Here is a 22,210-nt window from a genome sequence, read left to right as displayed (position 1 = left end):
CGCCCCCGTCCTATGCGAAGGAGGCCCGGCAAGCGTGTCCTCCCCCCCGCGCGCGGCCCCTGCCGTGCCAGACTATGGAACCGACCGAGACATGTCCTTCCTGCAGCGGCTGACCACTGGCCTCTCCGCCAGCAAGATCGGCACCGACCGCTTCGGCAACGCCTATTACGAGAGCCGCAAGTCCTGGCTGGGCTACGGCCGCAAGCGCCGCTTCGTCCTCTATTCCGGCGCCCCCGACCCGACCACCGTGCCACCCGAGTGGCATTGCTGGCTGCACCACGTGACCGACGCGCCCCTGCCGGAGCAGAAGCGCTTCCCGTGGCAGCAGGAGCACCAGCCGAACCTGACCGGCACGCCGCGCGCCTACCGCCCCTCGGGCCACGACTTTGCCGGTGGCCGCCGCCCCGTCTCGGCCGGCGACTATGACGCCTGGACCCCCCATGGCTGAACGTGTCATGCAGCGGCGCAGCTGGGCGGAGGTGCTGACCGGCGCGATCGTCCTCGCGGTGGCCGCGCTGTTCCTGGTCTATGCGCTTGGCCAGTCCGGGCGCAGCCTCGGCCTGGGGGCCGGCGGCATGACCCTGACCGCCCGCTTCGACCGGATCGACGGCCTGACCCCCGGCGCCGACGTCCGCATCGGCGGCGTCAAGATCGGCAGCGTGGTCGAGCAGCGCATCGACCCGCAGACCTTCCTGGCCGTGCTGCGCATGCAGATCCAGGGCGACATCCACGTCCCCGACGACAGCTCGGCCGAGATCACCTCGGACGGCCTGCTGGGCGGCAAGTACGTGGCGCTGGTGCCGGGCGGCTCGGACAGGAACCTGGCCGATGGCGGCGAGATCAAGATCACCCAGTCGGCGGTGAGCCTGGAATCCCTGCTCGGCCGCTTCATCTTCTCGGTCACCGAGCTGAACGCGAACAACCAGCGGAACCCGGAGGAGAATGCCCCGGCCAATCCCCCGGCCAATCCCCCGGCCAATCCCCCGGCCCCTGCGGCGCCGCCGGCCCGGCCATGAGCGGCGCTCCGGTCCCGCCGGCGCGCTGGCCCGGCGCCGACGGCCAGCCGGTCGCCTGCCGCGAGAAGCTGAAGGTGCTGGCCGAGAACCATGCCGAGGCGGCCACCCTGCTCGGCGAGATGCTGGAGGACGCCGTGCTGATGGGCGTGGACGAGGCGGCCATGCGCCGCATCCTGACGGATCTGGTCAATGCCCTGCCCAGCCCGCGCCGTGGCGGGGGCGCGCCTGACTGATGCGTGCGGTTCTGATGCGCATGGCCCTGGGCGCCGCCCTCGCCGCCCCGCTGGCGCTCCCCCTCCCCGCCGTCGCTCAGCAGGATGCCGGCTGGGTGCCCAAGCGGACCGCCTCGCTGCAGGCGCTGGACAAGGTCACGGCACGCATCACCATCGTGGACGCGCCGGTGAACCAGCCGGTGAGCTTCGGCACGCTGCGCGTCATCGTCCGGGCCTGCAACGCCCGTCCCCCGGAGGAGGTGCCCGACGCCGCCGCCTGGCTGCAGGTGGAGGACACGCGCAACGACAGTGGCGGCACGCCAGTCTTCCAGGGCTGGATGTTCGCCAACGCGCCCGGCATCGCCATGCTGGAGCATCCCGTCTACGACCTCCGGGTGCTGTCCTGCCGCTGAGCCGGCGGCGGCTACACGATCCCGTGACCGCGGGGTAAAGCCAACCGCGCCGTGCGGTTCCGCAGCCGGAAAGCGCTCGCCGAGGGTTTTCCATCGGCGCCACTGCGGCCATAGGAACAGGCATGCAGCAGACCGTTCCCTCCGGGAGCCCCTCCGACGGGACGCCCTGCCCCCCCAGCCCGGGGCCGCGGGCCGCCCTGTTCCTCGATCTCGACGGCACGCTGATCGAGATCGCGCCGCGTCCGGACGCCGTCGTGGTGCCGCCGCACCTGCCGGATCTCCTGGCCCGCCTCTCGGCGGGGCTGGAGGGGGCGGTGGCCATCGTCACCGGGCGCGGGCTCGATGTGGCGCGGGCGCTCGCCGCTGGGGGCCTTGCCGCCACCGGCCCGGTCCCGCCCATCGCCTTCGCGGCCGAGCACGGCACCATCATCGATGCCTCGGCCCTCGCCACCCGCTGGCCCGGCGCCACGATCCCGCCGATGCCGCCGCCGCCCTCGCCCCCGCCCGCCTGGCGTGCCGAGGCGGCCGCCTGGGCGGCGGCGCGGCCCGGCCTGTTGCTGGAGGAGAAGGCGCACGGCTTCGTGCTGCATTTCCGCGCCGCCCCGGCGCTGGGCGAGGCCGCCACCGGCTTCCTTCAGGAGCTTGTGGCGCGACCCGAGGCGGCCGGTGCCTTCCAGGTGCTGCCGGCCCATGCCGCCGCCGAGCTGCGCCCGCGGAGCGCCGACAAGGGCACCGCCGTCACCTGGCTGATGCGCCACCCCCCCTTCGCCGGCCGCGTCCCGGTCTTCATCGGCGATGACGTGACCGACGAGTACGGCATCGAGGCCTGCCGCGCCCTCGGCGGCACCGGATACCGCATCCCCCTGTCCTTCCCCGGACCGGCGGCGGTGCATGCCTGGCTCGGGCGCCTGGCCGCGGAGCTTCCCGCGTGAGCCAGCCGCTGGATCTCGCGCCGGTCGGGAACGGCATCATCGCCGGCCTGTTCGACCGGCAGGGCCGCTGCTCCTGGCTGTGCTGGCCACGCTTCGACGGCGACCCGATCTTCTGCGCCCTGCTCGGCGGCGAGGAGCCGCAGGACGGCTTCATGGATTGCGAGCTGCTGGGCGGCGGCACCCCCTCGCGCCAGCAGTACCGCCGCAACACCGCCATCCTGGAGACCGAGCTGGAGGACGAGCAGGGCAACCGGCTGCGGATCACCGACGCGGCGCCCCGCTTCCCGCTGCACGGCCGCAGCTACCGCCCGGCGATGCTGGTGCGGCGCATCGAGCCGCTCTCCGGCGCGCCGCTGATCCGCCTGCGCATCCGGCCGCGCTCGCACTGGGGCCGCGACCGGCCCGCCCGCCGCGCCGGCTCCAACCACCTCCGCTACATCACCGAGGACCAGGTGCTGCGGGTGACGACGGACGTGCCGCTGGCCCTGCTGTCGGAGGAGGCGCCCTTCCTGCTCGACCAGCCGGTGACGCTGCTGATCGGCCCGGATTCGACCATCTCCGACAATGTCGATTCGGTCGGCCAGGAGATGCTGCGCGAGACGGAGACCTACTGGCTGAACTGGACGCGCGGCCTGCACCTGCCCTTCGAGTGGCAGGAGGAGGTGATCCGCGCCGCCATCACCCTCAAGCTCTGCACCTTCGAGGAAACCGGCGCCGTGGTCGCGGCGCTGACCACCTCGATCCCCGAGGCGCCGGGCACGGAGCGCAACTGGGACTACCGCTACTGCTGGCTGCGCGACGCGCTCTTCACCGTGCAGGCGCTGAACCGCCTCGGCACCACGCGGACCATGGAGGAGTACATCCGCTACGTCACCAACGTGGTGGCGATCTCGCAGGGCGGCGTGTTGCGGCCCTGCTACCCGCTGGTGCCCTCCCTGCCCATGCCGGAACGGATCGAGGAGCAGCTTCCGGGCTTCCTCGGCATGGGGCCGGTGCGCGTCGGCAACCAGGCGGCGGAGCAGGTGCAGAACGACGTCTACGGCTCCGTCATCATGGCGGCGGCGCAGATGTTCTTCGACCAGCGGCTGCCGCGCCCGGCCGGCGAGCCGCTGTTCCGCCTGCTGGAGCGGCTGGGCGAGCAGGCCGAGGCGCGGGCGCTGACGCCGGATGCGGGCATCTGGGAATATCGCGGCCGGGAGCGCATCCACACCTTCTCCGCCGCCATGTGCTGGGCCGGCATGGCCCGACTGGCCGGCATCGCCCGCTATCTCGGCCTGCCGGACCGGGCGGAGCGCTGGGCGAAGTCGGCGCGCGAGCTGCATGCGGTGATCTGCGAGAAGGCCTGGCGCCCGGAGCTCGGCAGCTTCGTCGAGAGCTTCGAGGGCGACGGCATGGACGCCGCCCTGCTGCTGCTGCCCGAGATCGGCTTCCTGCCGGCGACCGACCCGCGCTTCCTGGGCACGCTCGACCTGATCGGGCGGCGGCTGGTGCATGACGGGCTGCTCCACCGCTACGACATGGCCGATGATTTCGGGAAACCCGAAACGGCCTTCCTCGTTTGTTCCTTCTGGTACGTCGACGCCCTCGCCGCCGCCGGACGGATGGAGGAGGCGCGCGCCATGTTTGGGAGGATCCTGTCGTGCCGGAATCACCTGGGGCTGTTGGCGGAAGACCTCGATCCGAGGCGGAACCGGCTCTGGGGGAACTTTCCGCAGACCTATTCCCATGTTGGCCTGATCCTCTCGGCGATGCGTCTGAGCCGTTCGTGGGAGCACGGTCTGTGGGGCGGCTAGTCGTCGTCTCCAACCGCGTCGCGGTGCCGCGCCGCGGCGAACCGGCGGCGGGCGGCCTCGCCGTCGCGCTCAAGGACATGCTGAAGGCGAGCGGCGGGCTCTGGTTCGGCTGGAGCGGCGAGACTCGCAAGGATGCCGGGCTGGAGCCGCGCCGCGTTCGCTCGGCCGGCATCGACTACGCGACCATCGACCTCACGGAAGCCGACCATAAGGGCTTCTACGCCGGCTATTCCAACAACACCCTCTGGCCGCTCTTCCACTTCCGGCTCGGCCTGATGGAGTACAACCGCCAGGAAGCGGAATCCTACCGCAAGGTGAACCGCGACTTCGCCCAGGCGCTGCTGCCCCTGCTGCACCCCGACGACACCATCTGGATCCACGACTACCAGCTGATCCCGATGGCGGCCGAGTTGCGCGCGCTCGGCGCCCGCCAGCGCATCGGCTTCTTCCTGCACATCCCCTTCCCGCCCTTCGCCGTGCTCTCGGCCCTGCCGGACGCCGAGCGGCTGCTGCGCGATCTGCTGGCCTATGACCTCGTCGGCGTGCAGACCCGGCGCGACCTCGGCGGGCTGATCAACTGCTTCCAGGAGGGGCTGGGCCTGACCCCCGACGCGACCGGCAGCGTGCGGGGCGAGCTGCACGGGACGCCGCGCCGCGCCCGGCTCTCCGCCCATCCCATCGGCATCGACACGCGCGGCTTCGCCACCCTGGCGCGCAAGGCGGCCTTCGGGCCGGACACCCAGCGCCTCGCCGCCAGCATGGGCGGGCGGGCGCTGATCGTCGGCGCCGAGCGGCTCGACTATACCAAGGGCCTGCCGCACCGCATGCGCGGCTTCGCGGCGCTGCTGGCCAACTACCCCGAGCACCTGAACAAGGTCACCTACCTGCAGGTCGCGGCGCGCAGCCGCAACGAGGTGGCCACCTACCGCAACCTGCGGCGCGAGCTGGATACCCTGGCCGGCCGCATCAACGGCGACTATGCCGAGTTCGACTGGACCCCGGTGCGCTATGTCGCCCGCGCCGTGGCGCGCGAGACGCTGGCGGGCTTCTACCGCGCCGCGCGCGTGGGGCTGGTGACGCCGCTGCGGGACGGCATGAACCTGGTGGCCAAGGAGTATGTCGCGGCGCAGGATCCGGAGGATCCGGGCGTGCTGGTCCTGTCGAGCTTCGCCGGCGCGGCCGAGACCATGGAGACGGCCCTGCTGGTCAATCCGCTGGACGCCGAGGCGATCGCGGAGAAGCTCGACCAGGCGCTGCGGATGCCGCTGGCCGAGAGGAAGGAGCGCTGGGAGAGCATGATGCGCGGGCTGGAGGAGCAGACCGCCACCAGCTGGGCCGAGAGCTTCCTAGCGGAGCTGGAGGAGCTGTCCCTGCCGGAAGCGGAAACCTTCAGCCCGGCGCCGACGCGGAACTGAGGGGAGAACCGGGGCGAGGCGCCGTCAGGCCGGGGCCTCGCCCATCCGGCGGATCTCCTCCGCCACGCCGGGCGGATCGGGCCGCCAGGCGTCCGGCCGGACCAGCGCCTCGGCCAGCCGCGCCTTGTAATCGGCGCGGGGGATCTCGATCGTGCCGAACTGCGTCAGATGGCCGGTGGTGAACTGCGTGTCGAGCAGGGTGAAGCCGCAGAGCCGCAGCCGCGCCACCAGATGCACCAGCGCCACCTTGGAGGCGTCCCGCGCCCGGCTGAACATGCTCTCGCCGAAGAAGGCGCCGCCGAGCGCCACGCCATAGAGCCCGCCGACGAGCGCGCCCTCCTGCCAGACCTCCACCGAATGCCCCTCCCCGCTGGCGTGCAGGGCGTTGAACAGCCGCTCGATCTCCGGGTTGATCCAGCTGTCCTCGCGCCCCGGCGCCGGCGCGGCGCAGGCGGCGATCACCGCGGGGAAGGCGGTGTCGGCGGTGACGGTGTAGGGCCCGTTGAGGGCGGTGCGGCGCAGCCGGCGCGGCAGGTGGAAGCGGTGCAACGGCAGGATGCCCCGCAACTCCGGGTCCAGCCAGTAGAGCCGGTCGCCGGCGCGGGACTCCGCCATGGGGAAAAGCCCGGCGCGATAGGCGCGGAGCAGCAGCTCTGTCGTGATTTCCACCGGACGGCGGGACATGGCGCGTATCATGGCGCGGAGAGGAGGGCCGCGCCAGACATCGCTCAGCCGCCCTCGCGGCCGGGCAGCCGCGCCAGGATGCGTCGCGCCAGGGCCTTGTAATCCTCGTCGAAATGATGGCCGCCGCTGGTGCGGATGATCTGTGCCGGCGTGCCCTGGAAGGCCTTGCAGGCGGTGTCCTCCTCCTCCTCCGCGCCGTAGGTGCACTGCACCAGGGCGGGCGGCAGGCCGGGCAGCTCGGGCGCCGTCGGCAGCTCCCCCGGCCGCGAGAGGCCGATGAAATCGCCCAGCCGGATCTCGAAGGCGGCGCTCTTGCCGAGGGCGAGGAGCGAGATCAGCACCGTTCTCGCGCGGCTCGCCTCCGTCATGCGGTTCCAGGCGAAGGGCAGCACGTCGGCGCCGAAGGAATAGCCGATCAGCGCCACCTTCGGCGCCTTCCATGCCTCGGCATAGAGGGCGATGACACGGTCCAGCTCGGCCGCCACCTCCGCCGGCGAACGCGGGGTCCAGAACCAGTTCAGGCAGTCGAAGCCGAGCACCGGGACGCCGGCGTCGCGCAGGTAGCGGCCGGCGGTGCGGTCGAGGTCGCGCCAGCCGCCGTCGCCCGAGAGAATGATGGCGAAGGTCTCCCCCCGCATCGGCCGGGCCGGCAGCTCGATCAGCCATTTCGAGGTGTCGCGCTGCGCCAGGGCCGGGCGCGCCGGCAGCGGCGCCAGGGTCGCCGCCGCGCCACCCAGGATCAGTCCCCGCCGCCCCGTGCTTCCCAGGCTCATTCGCTTCCCCGGCTCATTTGCCGATCACTCCCCGCAGCCCGCCCGATTGCAGCGCCGCGACATCCGCCAGCACCACCCAGGGGTCCAGCCCGCCCGGCGTGCAAAGGTAGCGCGGCTCCCATTCCGGCTCGAACTTTTCCTTGAAGGCCCTCAGGCCGCGGAAGTTGTAGAAGCGCTCGCCACGGCGGAAGACCAGCCCGCCCAGCCGGTACCAGACCGGCGCCAGCCGGTGCGCCGCCAGACCCGAGAGCGGCGCCATGCCGAGGTCGAACCAGGCATAGCCCTGCTCCCGCGCGCGCAGGATCAGCCGCAGGAAGAGGAAGTCCATGGTGCCGGGCGGCACGTCCGGGCGGTGGCGCATCAGGTCGATCGACATCTCGTGGCGCGGACCCGGCGTCTCCAGCAGGGTGGCGAAGGCGATCAGCCGGCCCTCCGGCCCGCGCACCAGCGCGACCCCCTGGGCGGCGACATAGGCCGGATCGAAGGCGCCGAGCGAGAAGGCCTTCTCGCGCGCCTTGTGCTGATCGAGCCAGAGGCGGGAGACCTCCGCCAGCTCGGGCAGCAGCGGCGGCACGCCGGCCGCCTCCACCACCTCGAAGCGCAGCCCCTCGCGCTCCGCCCGGTTCAGCGCGCTGCGCAGCGACTGCCGGGCGCGGCCCTTCAGGTCGAAGGCGGCGAGCCGCACCCGCGCCGCCTCGCCCAGCTTCAGCGGCTGCAGCCCGGCGTCGATGTAGAGCGGCAGGTTCTCCGGCCGCACCTGGTAGAAGGCGGCGCGGCCGCGCTGCGCGTCGGCCATCTCGACGAAGCGCCAGACCAGGTCCAGCCCCCGCTGCTTCGGCCCCACCGGATCGAACAGCGCCACCCAGGAGCGGCCACGCCGGCCGTACATGATGAAGGCATCCCCCGCCTCGGAGAACAGCAGCCCCTTGTCGCCCATGCGGACGAGATTGGCATCCGCCCGGTCCTGCGCCTCGACGATGGCGACGGCGCGCGCCATCTCCTCCGGCGTCGGCGGGTGGATGGCGCTGCGGGCCGGGCGCAGCAGCGCCCAGAGGCCGGCGGCGAACAGCGCCAGCACGCTGCCGAGCGTGGCGCGCATGCCGCGCGGCGTGCTGGCATCCAGCTCGAACTGCCACCAGAGCTGGCGCGAATAGTCGACATCGCGATGCGCGAAGAAGAGCAGCCAGGCCGCCGCCGCCACCACCGCCGCCACCGCCAGCCACCAGCCGGGCGTCAGGCTCGGCGCCAGCAGGCGGGCGCGGCGGTCGAAGCGCTGGCGCGAGACCAGCAGGGCGAGGCCCAGGAGCACCAGGAGGCCGATCTCCACCATGCCGCCGCCGCGGGCCAGCGAGAGCAGCAGCCCGCCGCCCGCCAGGGCGAGGGCCAGCCACCAGGCGCCGTCGAGCCGGTGCACCAGCCCGTGCGCCACGAAGATCAGCGCCAGCCCGCCGACGCTGGCCAGCAGATGCGACAGTTCGAAGACCGGCAGCGGCAGGGCGGGCGCCAGCAGACCCGGCGAGTCGCCCAGCGGCGGCGTGACGCCCCCCAGCAGCAGCGCCGCGCCGGCGGCGAAGGCGGTGGCGCCCAGGAAGCGCGGCATCAGCCGGGTGGCGGCGCGCACCGCCCGCGTGCCGCCGGCCAGCAGATGCGCCCGCCGGCTGGCCTCGAAGCCGGCCAGCAGCAGCAGGGCGAGGGCCAGCGGCAGGGCGAAGTAGATGGCGCGGTAGAGCACCAGCGCGGCCGCCACCTGATCCAGCGGCACCGCGGTGTTGCGGAAGGCCAGCAGCACCACCGCCTCGAAGACGCCGATGCCGCCCGGCAGGTGGCTGGCGGCGCCGATGGCGATCGCCACCGCGTAGAGCGCCATGAAGGCCGGCAGATCGACCGCCCCCGGCGGCAGCAGCAGCCAGAGCACGGCGGCGGCGGCGCCGATATCGACCAGCGAGACCAGGCCCTGGAAGGCAACCAGCCGCAGTGGCGGGGCACGCAGCACGAAGCGCCCGAGACGCCGCCCGCGCCAGATCCGCCCCGCCACCGCCGCCCCGGCCAGGGCCAGCAGCCCCACCAGCGCCAGGCCCCGCAGCAGGGGCGCCGGCAGGCCGAACCATTCGGCCATGCGGTCGGCCTCCAGCAGCAGGCCGAGGCCGGCCACCGCGAAGAGCCCGAGGACGAAGCTCGCCGTGACGAACAGGATGGCGCGGGTGATGCGCGGCGGCTCCAGTCCCGCCGCGGCATAGATCCGCCAGCGCACCGCGCCGCCGGTGAAGGTGCCGACGCCGACCGTGTTGCTCAGGGCGAAGCCGCAGAAGGCGGCCAGGGCGGCGATGCGCGGCGGCACCCGCCCCGGCGCGACATGGCGCAGCGCCGAGATGTCGTAGCCGGTCATGGCGGCATAGCTCAGCGCCGTGGCGGCCACCGCCGCCAGCAGCACCGCCGGCCGCTGCGCCGCCAGGGCGGCGGTGATGGCGTTGTAGTCGAGCTCCCGCGACAGCGCGTGCAGCGCCAGCAGGCCGAGCCCGGCCATCGCCACCGATCCGGCCAGCACCAGCCAGGGCCGCAGCAGGGCCCAGCGCCGTGCCCGCCGCGTGCCGGCGTCGAGGCCGTCGCCGCCCTCCGTCCCGCTTTCGCTCGCCGCCGGAGGGGCGGCCGTGAACCCGTTCATCACTCTTCCCGATCAACGCGCCTCCCCCACCGGCCAGGCGGCGGAGAAGGAGGGCCGCAGAGGCAAACGGCGGGACGGCCTGTCGGCTGCCCGGCCGCGCGCAGAAAAGGCGCGCGGGAGACAGGAGCGCGAAAGGATGGCGACCCTGTGGCCGTCCTGGGGCGGGCCGGAACGGCGCTCAGGTCTTCAGGCCGACGAAACGCTCGAGCCAGTGGATGGTGTAGTCGCCCGACTGGAATTCCGGATCGGCCATGATGCGCTGGTGCAGCGGCAGGGTGGTGCGGATGCCGTCCACCACCATCTCCCCCAGCGCCCGGCGCATGCGGGCGATGGCCTCGGCGCGGGTCTTGCCGTGCACCACCAGCTTGGCCACCAGGCTGTCGTAGTGCGGCGGCACGGAATAGCCGGAATAGAGCGCGCTATCGACCCGCACCCCGAGCCCGCCCGGCGCGTGATAGGTGTTCACCCGGCCCGGGCTGGGCGCGAAGCTCTCGGGGTCCTCGGCGGTGATGCGGCATTCGATGGCGTGGCCGCTGAAGGCGATCTCGGACTGGCCGTAGCCCAGCGCCTCGCCGGCGGCGACGCGCAGCTGCTCCTTCACCAGGTCGATGCCGCAGACCATCTCGGTGACGGGATGCTCGACCTGCAGCCGGGTGTTCATCTCGATGAAGGCGAACTGCCCGTCCTGCCAGAGGAACTCCAGCGTGCCGGCATTGCGGTAGCCGAGCTTGGCCAGGCCGGCCGTCACCTGCGCGCCCAGCGCGTCGCGCTCGGCGGCGGTCAGGGCGGGGGAGCCGGCCTCCTCCACGAGCTTCTGGTGGCGGCGCTGCAGCGAGCAGTCCCGCTCGCCGAAATGCACCACATGGCCATGCGCGTCGGCCAGCACCTGCAGCTCGATATGCCGCGGCCGGTCGAGGTACTTCTCCATGTAGACCGCGTCGTTGCCGAAGGCGGCCTTGGCCTCGGTGCGGGCGACGCGCCAGGCCTCCTCCAGCTCCTCGGCCGAATGGGCGACCTTCATGCCGCGCCCGCCGCCGCCGGCGGCCGCCTTGATCAGCACCGGATACCTGATCCGCTCGGCGACCTCGCGTGCCTCCTCCAGGCTGGCCAGCTCGCCATCCGATCCCGGCACCAGCGGCACGCCGAGCGAGCGCATCGCCTGCTTGGCGGCGATCTTGTCGCCCATCATGCGGATGTGGTCCGGCGAGGGGCCGATGAAGGCGAAGCCGTGCGCCTCCACCATCTCGGCGAAGCCGGCATTCTCGGAGAGGAAGCCATAGCCCGGATGGATCGCCTCCGCCCCGGTGATCGAGGCGGCGGAGAGGATGGCGGCGACGTTGAGATAGCTGTCGCGCGCGGCGGGCGGGCCGATGCAGACGCTCTCATCGGCCAACCGCACATGCATGGCGGTGGCGTCGGCGGTGGAATGCACCGCCACGGTGCGGATGCCCATCTCCTGGCAGGCGCGATGGACGCGCAGCGCGATCTCGCCGCGATTGGCGATCAGCACCTTCCTGAACATGGGGCCTACTCGATCACCACCAGCGGTTCGCCGTATTCGACCGGCGTGCCGCTCTCGACCAGGATGCGCGTGACCGTGCCGGCCTTCGGCGCCTTGATCTGGTTGAAGGTCTTCATCGCCTCGATCAGCAGCAGCGTCTGCCCCGCCGCGACCTGGGCGCCCGGGGAGATGAAGGGCGCCGCCCCCGGCTCCGGCGCCAGATAGGCGACGCCGACCATCGGCGAGGTCACGGCGCCGGGCGTCGCGGCGCTGACGGCGGCGGGCCCGGCGGCGGGCCCGGTGGCGGCCGGCGCCGCCGCGGGCGCCGGGGCGGCGGCCACGGCCGGCACCGCCACCGGGGCGGCCGGTGCCGCGGCCATGGCGATGTTGCGCGTGACGCGGAGGCGGCTTTCCCCGTCCGCCAGCTCGATCTCGGTGAGATCCGTCTCCCGCAGGATCTGGGCCAGGGCGCGGATCGCGTCCGGGCCGAAGGAAATGCCGCTCATGATGCCTTTGGCAACCTCTTTGCTACGCGCCGGTCAGGGGGCGCCGGTCCGGCCCGGTCGGTCAGTCCTGGTCCGACTGGGCCAGGATGCCGGCGATGCCCCGCAGGGCCAGGGCATAGCCGTGGGGCCCCAGCCCGCAGATCACGCCCTGCGCCGCGCGCGAGACATAGGACAGATGCCGGAAGGATTCCCGGCGGTGGATATTGCTCAGATGCACCTCGACCACCGGCAGGTCGGAGGCCAGCAGGGCGTCCATCAGCGCGATCGAGGTGTGGGAATAGCCGGCCGGGTTGATGATGATGCCGGCGGCCAGGCTGCGCGCCTCCTGCACCCAGGAGATCAGCTCGCCCTCGACATTGCTCTGACGGAAGTCGATCGCCAGGCCGAGGGAATCGGCGGTCTCGGCGCAGAGCGCCTCGACGTCGTCCAGCGTCTCGGACCCGTAGATGTCCGGCTGGCGCGTGCCCAGCAGGTTCAGGTTGGGGCCATTCAGGATGAAGATCAGCGGCGGGTTCACTGTCGGGGTTCCGTCCGGGTCCGGTCGGGCGCGGTAGCACGGGGGGTTTCCACACCGCAAGCGCCGCCGCCCCCGCGGGCCGCGGCGCGCCCCACCGCCAGGGTTTCAAGTGTCTGGAAAGCCAGGGCCCCCCGGTTCAGCCGGCCATCGCCTCGCATTGCTCCGCGCAGGCGCGGCAGGCGGCGACGCAGTCCTCCATCCCGCCCAGCCTCTCGCAATCGGCGGCGCAGTCGCGGCAGAGCGCGGCGCATTCCCGGCAGGTCCGCCGATGCTGCGGCGTGCCGAGCAGCATCATGTGGGCCGAGGTGCGGCAGAGTTCGGCGCAGGCCAGCATCAGCCGGACATGCGCCGGCTCGGCATGCTTCCCGCCCACTTCCAGGCAATGGCCCGAGGCCATGGAGAGGCAGGTGGCATAGCACTTCAGGCAGGCCTCGATGCAGGCCCGCATCTCCTCCGGCAGATGACGCATCGCTGTTCTCCCTCACTGCGGACGGAACCGGCGGGGCGGCCCGGGGTTGCCGCCGCGCCTCGCGCCGGGATCGATCGCTGCCGGCGGGCGGGGGGGGCCGTCAGACCGAGCGGATGGCGTGCAGGTACTGGAAGTGGCGGTCGTACTGGGCCAGCACGTCGCGGATCAGCTCCTCCTCGCTGAAGCCCATGACGTCGTAATCCTGGCTGCCATCCTCCAGGAAGACCTCGGCGCGGTAGTAGTGGTCGCGCTTCTCCTTCTCGGGGGCCGCCTCGAAGTAGCTGAAGCGGGGCATGGTGTATTCCCGCTGGCGGATGCCGTAGTGGAACTCCTCCGGCGCCTCCGGCATCGAGACGAGGCGCAGCCGGCCCTCCCGCTTCCGTACCTCGGCCGAGAGGCCGCGGCGCCGCAGCTCCGCCGCCACCGCCTCCAGTGCCGGCCCGGCGGTGCGCTCCAGGAAGGCCGTCACCTCCTCGCGGCGCGGATGCGACAGGATGCCATGCAGCTGCCGCTGCCAGGAGGCGGGCTGGCGCGGCGGCAGGTTCTGCGCCAGCGCGTCCTGCCGCAGCCCCTCGCGTTGCAGGGCGCGCAGCAGGCCGTAGCACATCAGGATCATCACCACGGTGAAGGGCAGCGCCCCGGCGATGGAGGCGGTCTGCAGGGCCTGCAACCCGCCCGAGGCCAGCAGCACCGAGGCCACCACGCCGGAGGAGACCGCCCAGAAGACGCGCTGCCAGAGTGGCGGGTCGGCCCGGCCGCCATCGGCGATGGTGCCCATGACCAGCGCCGCGCTGTCGGCCGAGGTGATGAAGAAGGTGACGATCAGCGCCATGGCGAACCAGGAGACGACCCGCGCCAGGGGGAACTGCTCCAGCAGCGCGAAGAGCGCCAGGCTGACGTCGCGCTGCACCGTTTCGGTGACGGCGGTGGTGGCGCCGGTCAGGTGCAGCCAGATCGCCGTGTCGCCGAACACCGTCATCCAGGCGAAGGTGAAGCCGGCCGGAACCAGCAGCACGCCCATGACGAATTCGCGGATGGTGCGCCCGCGCGAGATGCGGGCGATGAACATGCCGACGAAGGGCGACCAGGCGATCCACCAGCCCCAGTAGAACAGGGTCCAGCTGCCCAGCCACTCCTTCGGGTCATAGGCATACATGTTGAAGGTGCGCTCGGCAAAGCTGTCGATATAGCCGCCGAGGTTCTGCACGAAGGTCTGCAGCAGGAAGGTGGTCGGTCCGACCACGAAGACGAAGACCATCAGCAGGCCGGCGGTCGCCATGTTGAAGTTGGAGAGCAGGCGGATGCCACGGTCGAGGCCGGAGGCGACGGAGAGCGTGGCCAGCGCCGTGATGATGGCGATCAGCACGATCTGCACGGTGAAGTTGCTTGGCACTCCCAGCACATGGTTGAGGCCGGCATTGACCTGCAGCACGCCGAGGCCGAGCGAGGTGGCGACGCCGAACATGGTCCCGAGCACGGCGAAGATGTCCACCGCATGGCCGATCGGACCGTGGATACGCTCGCCCACCAGCGGATAGAGCGCCGAGCGGATGGTCAGCGGCAGGCCGTGGCGGTAGCTGAAATAGGCCAGGCTGAGCCCGATCACGGCATAGATCGCCCAGGCGTGCAGGCCCCAGTGGAAATAGCTGATGCGCAGCGCCTCGCGCGCCGCGGCGATGCTGGCCGGCGGCGCCTCGGGTGGCAGGATGAAGTGCGTCACCGGCTCGGCCACGCCGAAGAAGACCAGTCCGATCCCCATCCCGGCGCTGAACAGCATGGCGAACCAGCCAGGGTAGCTGTAGGCCGGCTCCGAATGGTTGGGGCCGAGACGCACCCGGCCATGGCCGCTGATGGCGAGGCCGATGACGAAGATCAGGAAGCCGGCCACCGCCATCAGGTAGAACCAGCCGAGCTCGCGCGTGATCCAGCCCTGCAGGGCGGTGAAGGTCCGGCCCGCCGCCTCCGGCGCCAGCGCCCCGAACAGGACGAAGAGCAGGGCCAGGCCGGCGGAGACGACCAGCACCACCCGGCTCGGCGGCGGCGCGGCGGGCCGGGCGGGGCCGGAGGAAGGGAGGGCGGGATCGGTCATGGCGGCCTCCTGTCTGCGCGCGGCGGATATTCCCAGTGCAGGCAACAAGGCCGGCGCGGGTCAAGAGTTCCCCAAGAAAAGCCCCGCTCCGGTTCGCCGCCCCGATCCGGCGCGGAGGCCCGGGGAGGAGGCCGGGAGATGTTCCGCATCCGGCACGAGCCCCGGCGCGGGATGACACCGCCGCGTCGCCTGCCTAGGTTGCGCCCGCGATGACCGATGAAGGAAGGACGCCGCGATGATCCGTCCCGCCGCGATCCGGGCCGGCGTGAACCGCGCCGCCGGAGTCGGGCTGCTGGCCCTGGCGCTGGCCGCCTGCAGCCCCAGCTACTCGCCCGACACCTATGCCAGCCGCGCGGTGCAGCAGGCCAACAAGGTCGAGGCCGGGGTGGTGGCCGGGCGGCGGCCGGTCGAGATCTCGGCCGATGGGACCACCGGCGCGGTGACGGGCGCCGCGGCGGGCGGCGTGGCCGGCACGCGGGCGGGCGGTGGCGACATCACCTCGGCCTTCGCCGGCATCGGCGGCGGGCTGATCGGCGGGCTGATCGGCACCGGCGTGGAGAAGGCGGTCGGCTCCTCGCCGGGCTACGAGTACATCGTCCGCAAGCCCAATGGCGAGATGGTCTCGGTGGTGCAGCGGGACGAGACGCCCCTCGCCATCGGGCAGCGCGTGCTGGTCATCGCCGGGCAGCAGGCGCGCATCGTCGCCGACTACACCGTGCCCAACGAGACGCCCCCCGCCCCGGCGCCGAAGCCGCACGAGATCGTGGACCCGGCCCGGGTGCAGGCCACGCCGCTCAACCCGCCCCCGGCCGTCGGACCGCCCCCGCCCGCCGAGGCGCCCGCGGCCGCGCCGGCGGCACCGGGCGCATCCGCCACGGGTCTTCCCACGGATCTTCCCGCGGGAGCCATCCTCCCCCCGGCCGTCCCCCCCGCTCCCGCCGCCCCGGCCCCCATGCCGGCGGCCCCGGCGGGTGGCGAGGCCGCCTCCGACGCCGCGCCGCAGCCGGCCGGCTGACCCCCCGCCCCCGGCCCGCCGCGCGCGGGGCAGGCCGGATGTCCACCCCCCCTTTCAGCGGGACGCGCCCCGCGCCACATTCCAGGCCATGGCGGACAGCATCCAGATCACCATCAACGGAGAGCCCCGGCTCATCCAGCAGCAGGCCACCGTCGCGGATCTGCTGGCGACGCTCAGCCTCGACACCCGGAAAGTGGCTGTGGAGCGCAATCTGGAGATCGTGCCGCGCTCGGCCTATGCCGCCACCGCGCTGACGGCCGGGGATACGCTCGAAATCGTGCATTTCATTGGCGGGGGCTGAAGCCATGGACGGTCATACGAGTCGCGACGACGAGGCCTGGGAGGTCGCGGGCCGCCGCTTCCGCTCGCGCCTGGTGGTCGGCACCGGGCGCTACAAGTCGCTGGAGGAGACCGCCGCCGCCATCGAGGCCAGCGGCGCCGAGATGGTCACGGTCGCGGTGCGGCGGGTGAACCTGTCGGACCGCAACGCGCCGATGCTGCAGGATTTCGTCAGCCCCGAGCGCTACACCTACCTGCCCAACACCGCCGGCTGCCACACCGCGCAGGACGCGGTCCGCACGCTGCGCCTGGCGCGCGAGGCGGGAGGCTGGAACCTGGTGAAGCTCGAGGTGCTGGGCCCGCCGCCCTTCCTCTACCCCGACATGCCGGCCACCTTCGAGGCCGCCGCGGCGCTGATCAAGGACGGCTTCGAGGTCATGGTCTACTGCGCCGACGACCCGCTGGCGGCGAAGCGGCTGGAGGAGATGGGCTGCGTCGCCGTCATGCCGCTCGGCGCGCCGATCGGCTCGGGCCTCGGCCTGACCAACCCCTTCATGCTGCATTCCATCATCCAGCAGGCCCGGGTGCCGGTGCTGGTCGATGCCGGCATCGGCACCGCGAGCGAGGCGGCGGCGGCGATGGAGCTGGGCTGCGACGCGGTGCTGCTGAACTCGGCCATCGCCCATGCGAAGGACCCGGTGCGCATGGCCCGCGCCATGAAGGCGGCCGTCGAGGCCGGGCGCGACGCCCATCTGGCGGGCCGCATGCCGCGCAACTATGCGGCCGATGCCTCCAGCCCGCTCTCCGGGCTGATCCGGTAGGGCTGGCGGCGGTGCGCGGCGTCCGGCCTCAGTGCCCGCCGCCGCCCGCCCGCGGGCGGCGCAGCAGCAGCACCAGCGGCAGGGCGAGCAGGAAGCTGCCGGCCATCACCATCAGCACGTCGTTGTAGGCCAGCACCAGCGCCTGCTGCGTCACCATGCCCTTGATCCGGGCCAGCGCCGCCAGATCGGCCGCGCCGCCCAGCCCGCCCTCCAGCGCGCCGCTCAGGGTGGACTGGTATTCCCCCACCCCCTCCCGCGCCCAGTTCAGCGCCTCCGTCAGATGCAGCCGGTGCAGGTAGGAGCGGTCGGTGACGAGGGTGTTGATGACCGCGAGGCCGACCGCGCCGCCCAGGTTGCGCATCAGGTTGTAGAGCCCCGCCGCTCCCTTGAGCTGCGCCGGCGCCATGGTGCCGAGCGCGATCTGGTTGATCGGCGCCATGCACATCATCATGGCGACGCCGCGCAGGCCGAGGGGGAAGGCCATCTCGGCGAAGGCGCTCTCGGTGGTCAGCCGCGCCGTCTCCCACATGGCGATGAAGAAGAGCAGCAGCCCGACGGCCAGGATCGGCCGCGGGTCGAAGCGCGCCAGCAGCCGGCCCACGACCGGCGCCACGCAGAACATGCAGAGGCCGGTGATGAACATCACCTCGCCGATCTGCATGGAGTTGTAGCCGCGCACCCGCCCCAGGAAGAGCGGGATCAGGTAGACCGAGCCATAGAGGCCGGTGCCCAGGATGAAGCTGAACAGGCAGCCGATGGCGAAGTTGCGGTTGCGGAAGGCGCGCAGGTCGACGATCGGCTCTGCCCGGGTCAGCGCCCGCCAGAAGAAGGCGGCGCCGCCGCCCAGGCAGACCAGGGCGAAGACCCGCACCGTGCCGTCCTGCAGCCAGTCCCAGCGCGGCCCCTCCTCCATGACGTATTCCAGGCTGCCGAGGAAGGCGGCCATGGCGAGCAGCCCCCACCAGTCGAACCTCGCCAGCAGTGCGGGGTCCGGGCGGTCGATGTCCACCGTGTTCCAGACCGTGAGCGCGATGGCTAGGCCGACCGGCACGTTGATCAGGAACAGCCAGTGCCAGGAGAAGCTCTGGGTGAGCCAGCCGCCGAGGGTCGGGCCGATGGTCGGCGCCAGCGTCGCGGTCAGGCCGATCAGCACGGTCGCCGAGGCGCGCCGGCTGGGCGGGAAGAGCATGAAGCTGGCGGCGAAGACCGTCGGGATCATGGCGCCACCGATGAAGCCCTGGGCGGCGCGGAACACCACCATGGTGCCCAGGCTGGAGGACAGCGCGCAGGCGAGCGAGAAGACGGTGAAGCCGGTGGCCGAGGCGGTGAACAGCACCCGGGTGGAGAGCAGGCGCGAGAGGAAGCCCGAGAGCGGGATCATGACGATCTCGGCGATCAGGTAGCTGGTCTGCACCCAGCTCGCCTCGTCCGGGCTGGCGGCGAGGCCGGCCTGGATCTCCGAGATCGAGGCGGCGACGATCTGGATGTCCAGGATCGCCATGAACATGCCGAAGACCATCGCCATGAAGCCGATGCGGGCCTTCAGGGGCAGGCCGGCCGCGGCGGGCGCGCCCCCGGCGGCGAGGCTGGCGCTCACGGTGCCCTCAGCGCAGGCCGAGCGTGCCGGCGGCGGCGGCCAGCACCCCGCGCGGCGCGCCCGGATCGGCGCGGGTATCGACCTCGGCCACCACCGAGAGGCCGGGGCGCAGCAGGGCGAGCGCCGCCGGGTCCTGCCCCGGCTCCAGCACCAGCTTCACCGGCACGCGCTGCACGATCTTGGTGAAGTTGCCGGTGGCGTTCTCCGGCGGCAGCAGGCTGAACTGGCTGCCGGTGCCGGGGGCGAAGCTGTCCACCCGGCCATGGAAGACGACGCCCGGAATGGCATCGACGGCGATCTCCACCGGCTGCCCCGGCCGCATGCCGGCCAGCTGCGTCTCCTTGAAGTTGGCGACCACATAGAGCCGCTCCGGCGGCGGCGCGACCGCCAGCAGCCGCTGCCCGGGGCGGACCAGCTGGCCGAGCTGCGCCGCGCGGTTGCCGGCGATGCCGTCGAAGGGCGCGCGGATCTCGGCATAGGAGGCGTTGCGGTGCGCCAGGTCGAGGGCCGCGGCGGCCTGCTCGCGCCGCGCCGCGGCCTGGTCCAGCTGCGCCTGCTGCACGGCGAGCGCGCGCTGCCGCACCGCCAGCTCCGCCTCGGCCGCCTGGCGTCCCGCCTCCGCCTTGCGCTGGTCGGCCACCGCCTGGTCGTTCGACTGGCGCGAGGACCAGCCGCCGCCGACCAGCGCGCGGGTGCGGCCGGCATCGGCGGCGGCGCGCACCTGCTCGGCCTCCGCCTGCGCCACCTGCGCGCGGGCGGCGCCGATCTGGGCGCGCAGCTGCTCCAGGGTCTCGCGCGCCGTGGCCTCCGCCGCCACCGCCTCGTCCAGGCTGGCCTCCGCCTGCCGGACCTGCAGCCGCGCGTCGCGGTCGTCGAGGCGCATCAGCAGCTCTCCCGCACGGACCGGCTGGTTGTCGCCGACGGGAATGGCCAGGACATCGGCCTCGAGGCGCGCGCTCAGCACGCTGATGTCGCCCTGCACATAGGCGTCATCGGTCTGGGCCAGGAAACGCCCCACCGTCCAGTACCAGCTTCCGCCCAGCCCCAGGGCGAGCAGCAGCACGACCGGCAGCAGGCGGAGCAGCCAGCGCCGGCGGCGGCGCGGCGGCGGGGCCGGCTGCGTCAGCCGGCTGGCCTCGACCGCAGCGGCGGGAGAGACGGGAGCGTTCATCGGGGCACCTCGGAACTGAACGGTTCAGTTCGGCTTTCCCCGCAGGTGACGGCAGGGCGGCCGCGAGTCAAGACTGAACTGGACCGTTCAGTTTAATGTTGATCCGGGCCAGACGCGGCCTTACTCCGGTGTCATGTCCGACACCCTGCCCGCCAGCGCCGCCGCGACCGACATCTCCCCCAAGCGCCGCGCCATCCTGGAGGCCGCGGCCGGGCTGTTCCTCGCCGAAGGCTTCGGCGCCGTCTCGATGGACGGCATCGCCCGCGCCGCGCAGGTCTCGAAGGCCACGCTCTACGCCCATTTCGCCGGGAAGGACGCCCTCTTCGCCGAGATCGTCGCCGGCAACTGCGCCCGGATGCGCGGCGTGCTGGAGGTCCTGTTCTCCAGCCACGAGCTGGGGCTGGAGGAGGCGCTGACCGAGCTGGGCACGCAATGGCTGCGCTTCCTGCTGCAGCCGCGGGTTCGCGCCCTGCACCGCATGGTCATCGCCGAGGCGCCGCGCTTCCCCGAGCTGGCGCGCAGCTTCTACGCCGAGGGGCCGCGCGGCATGTGCCTCTGGCTGGCCGGCTGGCTGGCCGAGGAGCAGCGGCGCGGCCAGCTGCACGCCGCCGCCTCTCCCGCCCTCGCCGCCGAGCAGTTCCTGTCGCTGCTGCGGGGGGACCTGTTCCTGCGCGCGACGCTCGGCCTGTCCGGTCCGGCCGGGGAGGAGGAGGTGGCGCTGCTGGCCCGCCAGGCGGCGCGGGCCATCGTCCGGCTGCATGGCGACGAGGGGGGCAGGGGGACGGCCAGGGCGGAAACGGACGGATTCGCCTGAAGCGGGATCGCGGCGCTGCAGGCTTCCCGCCGCCAAGCCCGCTTTCCGGGGAGTTTCCGGCCTTGCGGGGGAGATATGCGGAAAAAACCCGGCCACGCCCCCGGAAAACCCTTTGCGTCCGCCGGCGGGATCTCTATATGGCGCCGCAGACGCAGTACGCACGTGCCTCTGGCCCCCGGCCGACCCTGATCGGCCAAAGGTTTACGCAACGACGTCAAGCGTTCTGGCAACCCCGGCGAAAGGCGCGAGCCTCAGCCGGCCTCTCTTGGTCGCTGGTTCGTTCGACCGTTTCGTCAACTTGGGGCCGTGCCTCCGAACAGGGGCGGTCCTCCCTATTGGATGGAGGGTGTGCGATGACCCCGAAGGTCTCCCGCTTCCTGCGTGACGCCGCTCCGGCGACGCCGTGCCTCGTCGTCGACGTCGATCGCGTCGCCGAGAATTACGGCCGGCTGCGCGCGGCCATGCCGCTCGCCCGCATCTACTACGCCGTGAAGGCCAATCCGGCGGCTCCGATCCTGGACCGCCTGGTCGGGCTCGACTCCTGCTTCGACGCCGCCTCGCTGGAGGAGGTCGAGGCCTGCCTGGCCGCCGGCGCCCGGCCCGAGGCGATCTCCTTCGGCAACACCGTGAAGAAGGAAAGCGCGATCAAGGCCGCCTATGCCCATGGCGTGCGCATGTTCGCCTTCGATTCGGAGCCGGAGCTGCGCAAGCTCGCCCGCTCCGCCCCCGGCGCGCGGGTCTATTGCCGCATCCTGGTGGGCAATCTCGGCGCCGAATGGCCGCTGTCGAAGAAGTTCGGCTGCGAGGTCGAGATGGCGCGCGAGCTGATGATCCTGGCCCGCGACCTCGGCCTCGATCCCTATGGCATCTCCTTCCACGTCGGCAGCCAGCAGACCCGCACCGCCGCCTATGAGGCGGCCATCGCCCGCGTCGCCCTGCTCTTCACCGACCTGAAGGACGCCGGCATCCGGCTGCGGATGGCCAATCTCGGCGGCGGCTATCCGGTGCGCTATCGCCAGGAGGTGCCGGAGATCGACGATTTCGGCGCCGCCATCATGGGCGCCATGGTCGAGCATTTCGGCAATGCCCTGCCGGAGATCCTGATCGAGCCGGGCCGCTTCATCGTCGGCGATGCCGGCGTCGTCTCGACCGAGGTGGTGCTGGTCTCGCGCAAGGAGAAGGACGACCCGGTGCGCTGGGTCTATCTCGACATCGGCCGCTTCGGCGGGCTGGCCGAGACCGAGGGCGAGGCGATCAAGTACGCCTTCCGCACCCCGCATGACGGCGGCGCGGAAGGCCCCGTGACCATCGCCGGCCCGACCTGCGACAGCACCGACACGCTGTACGAGAAGTCCAACTACCGCCTGCCGCTGGCGCTCGACTGCGGCGACCGGATCGAGCTGCTCTCGACCGGCGCCTATGTCACCACCTATGCCAGCCAGGGCTTCAACGGCTTCAAGCCGCTGGCCGAGCACTACATCTGACGGCCGGGCGGGAAGGGCCATCCCCTTCCCGCCTTATCCCGCATCCA

At 72.4% G+C, this 22,210-nt stretch carries 22 protein-coding genes; 12 read left to right on the top strand and 10 right to left on the bottom strand.

Annotated elements, in window-relative coordinates; all coding sequences use genetic code 11:
- Positions 1–91: 91 nt before the first annotated feature.
- From ACF3NH_RS08745 to ACF3NH_RS08715, 7 genes are all read left to right on the top strand, one after another.
- A complete protein-coding gene (locus tag ACF3NH_RS08745; protein ID WP_198365260.1) occupies positions 92–448 on the top strand; it encodes an NADH:ubiquinone oxidoreductase subunit NDUFA12 in 357 nt (118 codons plus the stop codon).
- Complete coding sequence (gene mlaD, locus ACF3NH_RS08740) at positions 441–1,016, top strand: outer membrane lipid asymmetry maintenance protein MlaD (protein WP_422922539.1); 576 nt, start codon at positions 441–443, stop codon at positions 1,014–1,016. Before ACF3NH_RS08745 ends, mlaD begins: the two co-directional genes overlap by 8 nt.
- Complete coding sequence (locus tag ACF3NH_RS08735) at positions 1,013–1,249, top strand: hypothetical protein (protein WP_198365259.1); 237 nt, start codon at positions 1,013–1,015, stop codon at positions 1,247–1,249. The genes mlaD and ACF3NH_RS08735 overlap by 4 nt, the downstream gene beginning before the upstream one ends.
- Positions 1,249–1,641, top strand: a complete 393-nt coding sequence (locus tag ACF3NH_RS08730) for a DUF2155 domain-containing protein (protein ID WP_422922538.1) — start codon at positions 1,249–1,251, stop codon at positions 1,639–1,641. The genes ACF3NH_RS08735 and ACF3NH_RS08730 overlap by 1 nt, the downstream gene beginning before the upstream one ends.
- A 122-nt stretch (positions 1,642–1,763) precedes the next feature.
- Positions 1,764–2,573 carry a trehalose-phosphatase gene (otsB, locus tag ACF3NH_RS08725; RefSeq protein ID WP_198365258.1) on the top strand — a complete coding sequence of 270 codons (810 nt, stop codon included), beginning with the start codon at positions 1,764–1,766 and terminating at the stop codon, positions 2,571–2,573.
- Positions 2,570–4,366 carry a glycoside hydrolase family 15 protein gene (locus ACF3NH_RS08720; protein ID WP_198365257.1) on the top strand — a complete coding sequence of 599 codons (1,797 nt, stop codon included), beginning with the start codon at positions 2,570–2,572 and terminating at the stop codon, positions 4,364–4,366. Before otsB ends, ACF3NH_RS08720 begins: the two co-directional genes overlap by 4 nt.
- Positions 4,354–5,781 carry an alpha,alpha-trehalose-phosphate synthase (UDP-forming) gene (locus ACF3NH_RS08715; RefSeq protein ID WP_422922537.1) on the top strand — a complete coding sequence of 476 codons (1,428 nt, stop codon included), beginning with the start codon at positions 4,354–4,356 and terminating at the stop codon, positions 5,779–5,781. Before ACF3NH_RS08720 ends, ACF3NH_RS08715 begins: the two co-directional genes overlap by 13 nt.
- A gap of 24 nt (positions 5,782–5,805) precedes the next feature.
- On the opposite strand, the gene aat is transcribed toward ACF3NH_RS08715, so the two are convergent.
- From aat to ACF3NH_RS08675, 8 genes are all read right to left on the bottom strand, one after another.
- Positions 5,806–6,465: a leucyl/phenylalanyl-tRNA--protein transferase gene (aat, locus tag ACF3NH_RS08710; protein ID WP_198365255.1), complete on the bottom strand. Its 660-nt coding sequence runs from the start codon at positions 6,463–6,465 to the stop codon at positions 5,806–5,808.
- 44 nt (positions 6,466–6,509) lie between these two features.
- Complete coding sequence (locus ACF3NH_RS08705; RefSeq protein WP_422922536.1) at positions 6,510–7,238, bottom strand: AcvB/VirJ family lysyl-phosphatidylglycerol hydrolase; 729 nt, start codon at positions 7,236–7,238, stop codon at positions 6,510–6,512.
- 13 nt (positions 7,239–7,251) lie between these two features.
- Complete coding sequence (gene mprF, locus ACF3NH_RS08700; RefSeq protein ID WP_422922535.1) at positions 7,252–9,900, bottom strand: bifunctional lysylphosphatidylglycerol flippase/synthetase MprF; 2,649 nt, start codon at positions 9,898–9,900, stop codon at positions 7,252–7,254.
- A gap of 178 nt (positions 9,901–10,078) precedes the next feature.
- Positions 10,079–11,422, bottom strand: coding sequence for an acetyl-CoA carboxylase biotin carboxylase subunit (gene accC, locus ACF3NH_RS08695; protein ID WP_422922534.1), 1,344 nt, complete (start codon positions 11,420–11,422; stop codon positions 10,079–10,081).
- Between the two features lie 5 nt (positions 11,423–11,427).
- A complete protein-coding gene (gene accB / locus ACF3NH_RS08690; protein WP_422922533.1) occupies positions 11,428–11,907 on the bottom strand; it encodes an acetyl-CoA carboxylase biotin carboxyl carrier protein in 480 nt (159 codons plus the stop codon).
- Positions 11,908–11,968: 61 nt separating this feature from the next.
- The gene (gene aroQ, locus ACF3NH_RS08685; RefSeq protein WP_198365250.1) at positions 11,969–12,424 is read right to left on the bottom strand and encodes a type II 3-dehydroquinate dehydratase; all 456 of its coding nucleotides are present in this window, start codon (positions 12,422–12,424) and stop codon (positions 11,969–11,971) included.
- A gap of 136 nt (positions 12,425–12,560) precedes the next feature.
- Complete coding sequence (locus ACF3NH_RS08680; protein WP_198365249.1) at positions 12,561–12,893, bottom strand: four-helix bundle copper-binding protein; 333 nt, start codon at positions 12,891–12,893, stop codon at positions 12,561–12,563.
- Positions 12,894–12,993: 100 nt separating this feature from the next.
- Positions 12,994–14,982, bottom strand: a complete 1,989-nt coding sequence (locus ACF3NH_RS08675) for a BCCT family transporter (protein ID WP_422922532.1) — start codon at positions 14,980–14,982, stop codon at positions 12,994–12,996.
- Between the two features lie 235 nt (positions 14,983–15,217).
- Between ACF3NH_RS08675 and ACF3NH_RS08670 the strand changes: the two genes are divergently transcribed.
- The 3 genes from ACF3NH_RS08670 (at position 15,218) to ACF3NH_RS08660 (ending at position 17,097) form a co-directional block, all read left to right on the top strand.
- Positions 15,218–15,997, top strand: coding sequence for a hypothetical protein (locus ACF3NH_RS08670; RefSeq protein ID WP_422922531.1), 780 nt, complete (start codon positions 15,218–15,220; stop codon positions 15,995–15,997).
- 88 nt (positions 15,998–16,085) lie between these two features.
- Positions 16,086–16,298, top strand: a complete 213-nt coding sequence (gene thiS / locus ACF3NH_RS08665; RefSeq protein ID WP_198365247.1) for a sulfur carrier protein ThiS — start codon at positions 16,086–16,088, stop codon at positions 16,296–16,298.
- Between the two features lie 4 nt (positions 16,299–16,302).
- Positions 16,303–17,097, top strand: coding sequence for a thiazole synthase (locus ACF3NH_RS08660; RefSeq protein WP_422922530.1), 795 nt, complete (start codon positions 16,303–16,305; stop codon positions 17,095–17,097).
- Positions 17,098–17,125: 28 nt separating this feature from the next.
- On the opposite strand, the gene ACF3NH_RS08655 is transcribed toward ACF3NH_RS08660, so the two are convergent.
- Both ACF3NH_RS08655 and ACF3NH_RS08650 read right to left on the bottom strand, forming a co-directional pair.
- The gene (locus ACF3NH_RS08655) at positions 17,126–18,694 is read right to left on the bottom strand and encodes a DHA2 family efflux MFS transporter permease subunit (RefSeq protein ID WP_370591932.1); all 1,569 of its coding nucleotides are present in this window, start codon (positions 18,692–18,694) and stop codon (positions 17,126–17,128) included.
- 7 nt (positions 18,695–18,701) lie between these two features.
- On the bottom strand, positions 18,702–19,865 hold the full coding sequence (locus ACF3NH_RS08650) for an HlyD family efflux transporter periplasmic adaptor subunit (RefSeq protein ID WP_422922529.1): 1,164 nt from the start codon (positions 19,863–19,865) through the stop codon (positions 18,702–18,704).
- Positions 19,866–19,998: 133 nt separating this feature from the next.
- Between ACF3NH_RS08650 and ACF3NH_RS08645 the strand changes: the two genes are divergently transcribed.
- Both ACF3NH_RS08645 and ACF3NH_RS08640 read left to right on the top strand, forming a co-directional pair.
- Entirely contained in the window at positions 19,999–20,679 is a 681-nt protein-coding gene (locus ACF3NH_RS08645) for a TetR/AcrR family transcriptional regulator (RefSeq protein WP_198365244.1), read from the top strand.
- A 353-nt stretch (positions 20,680–21,032) separates the two neighbouring features.
- Positions 21,033–22,163, top strand: coding sequence for a type III PLP-dependent enzyme (locus ACF3NH_RS08640; RefSeq protein ID WP_198365243.1), 1,131 nt, complete (start codon positions 21,033–21,035; stop codon positions 22,161–22,163).
- The last annotated feature ends 47 nt before the right edge of the window (positions 22,164–22,210 follow it).

It is taken from the genome of Pseudoroseomonas sp. WGS1072 (genome assembly GCF_049340465.1).
GTDB lineage: Bacteria > Pseudomonadota > Alphaproteobacteria > Acetobacterales > Acetobacteraceae > Pseudoroseomonas.
Note: the sequence above shows the minus strand (reverse complement) of the source record. Positions and strands in the feature narration are given on the sequence as shown.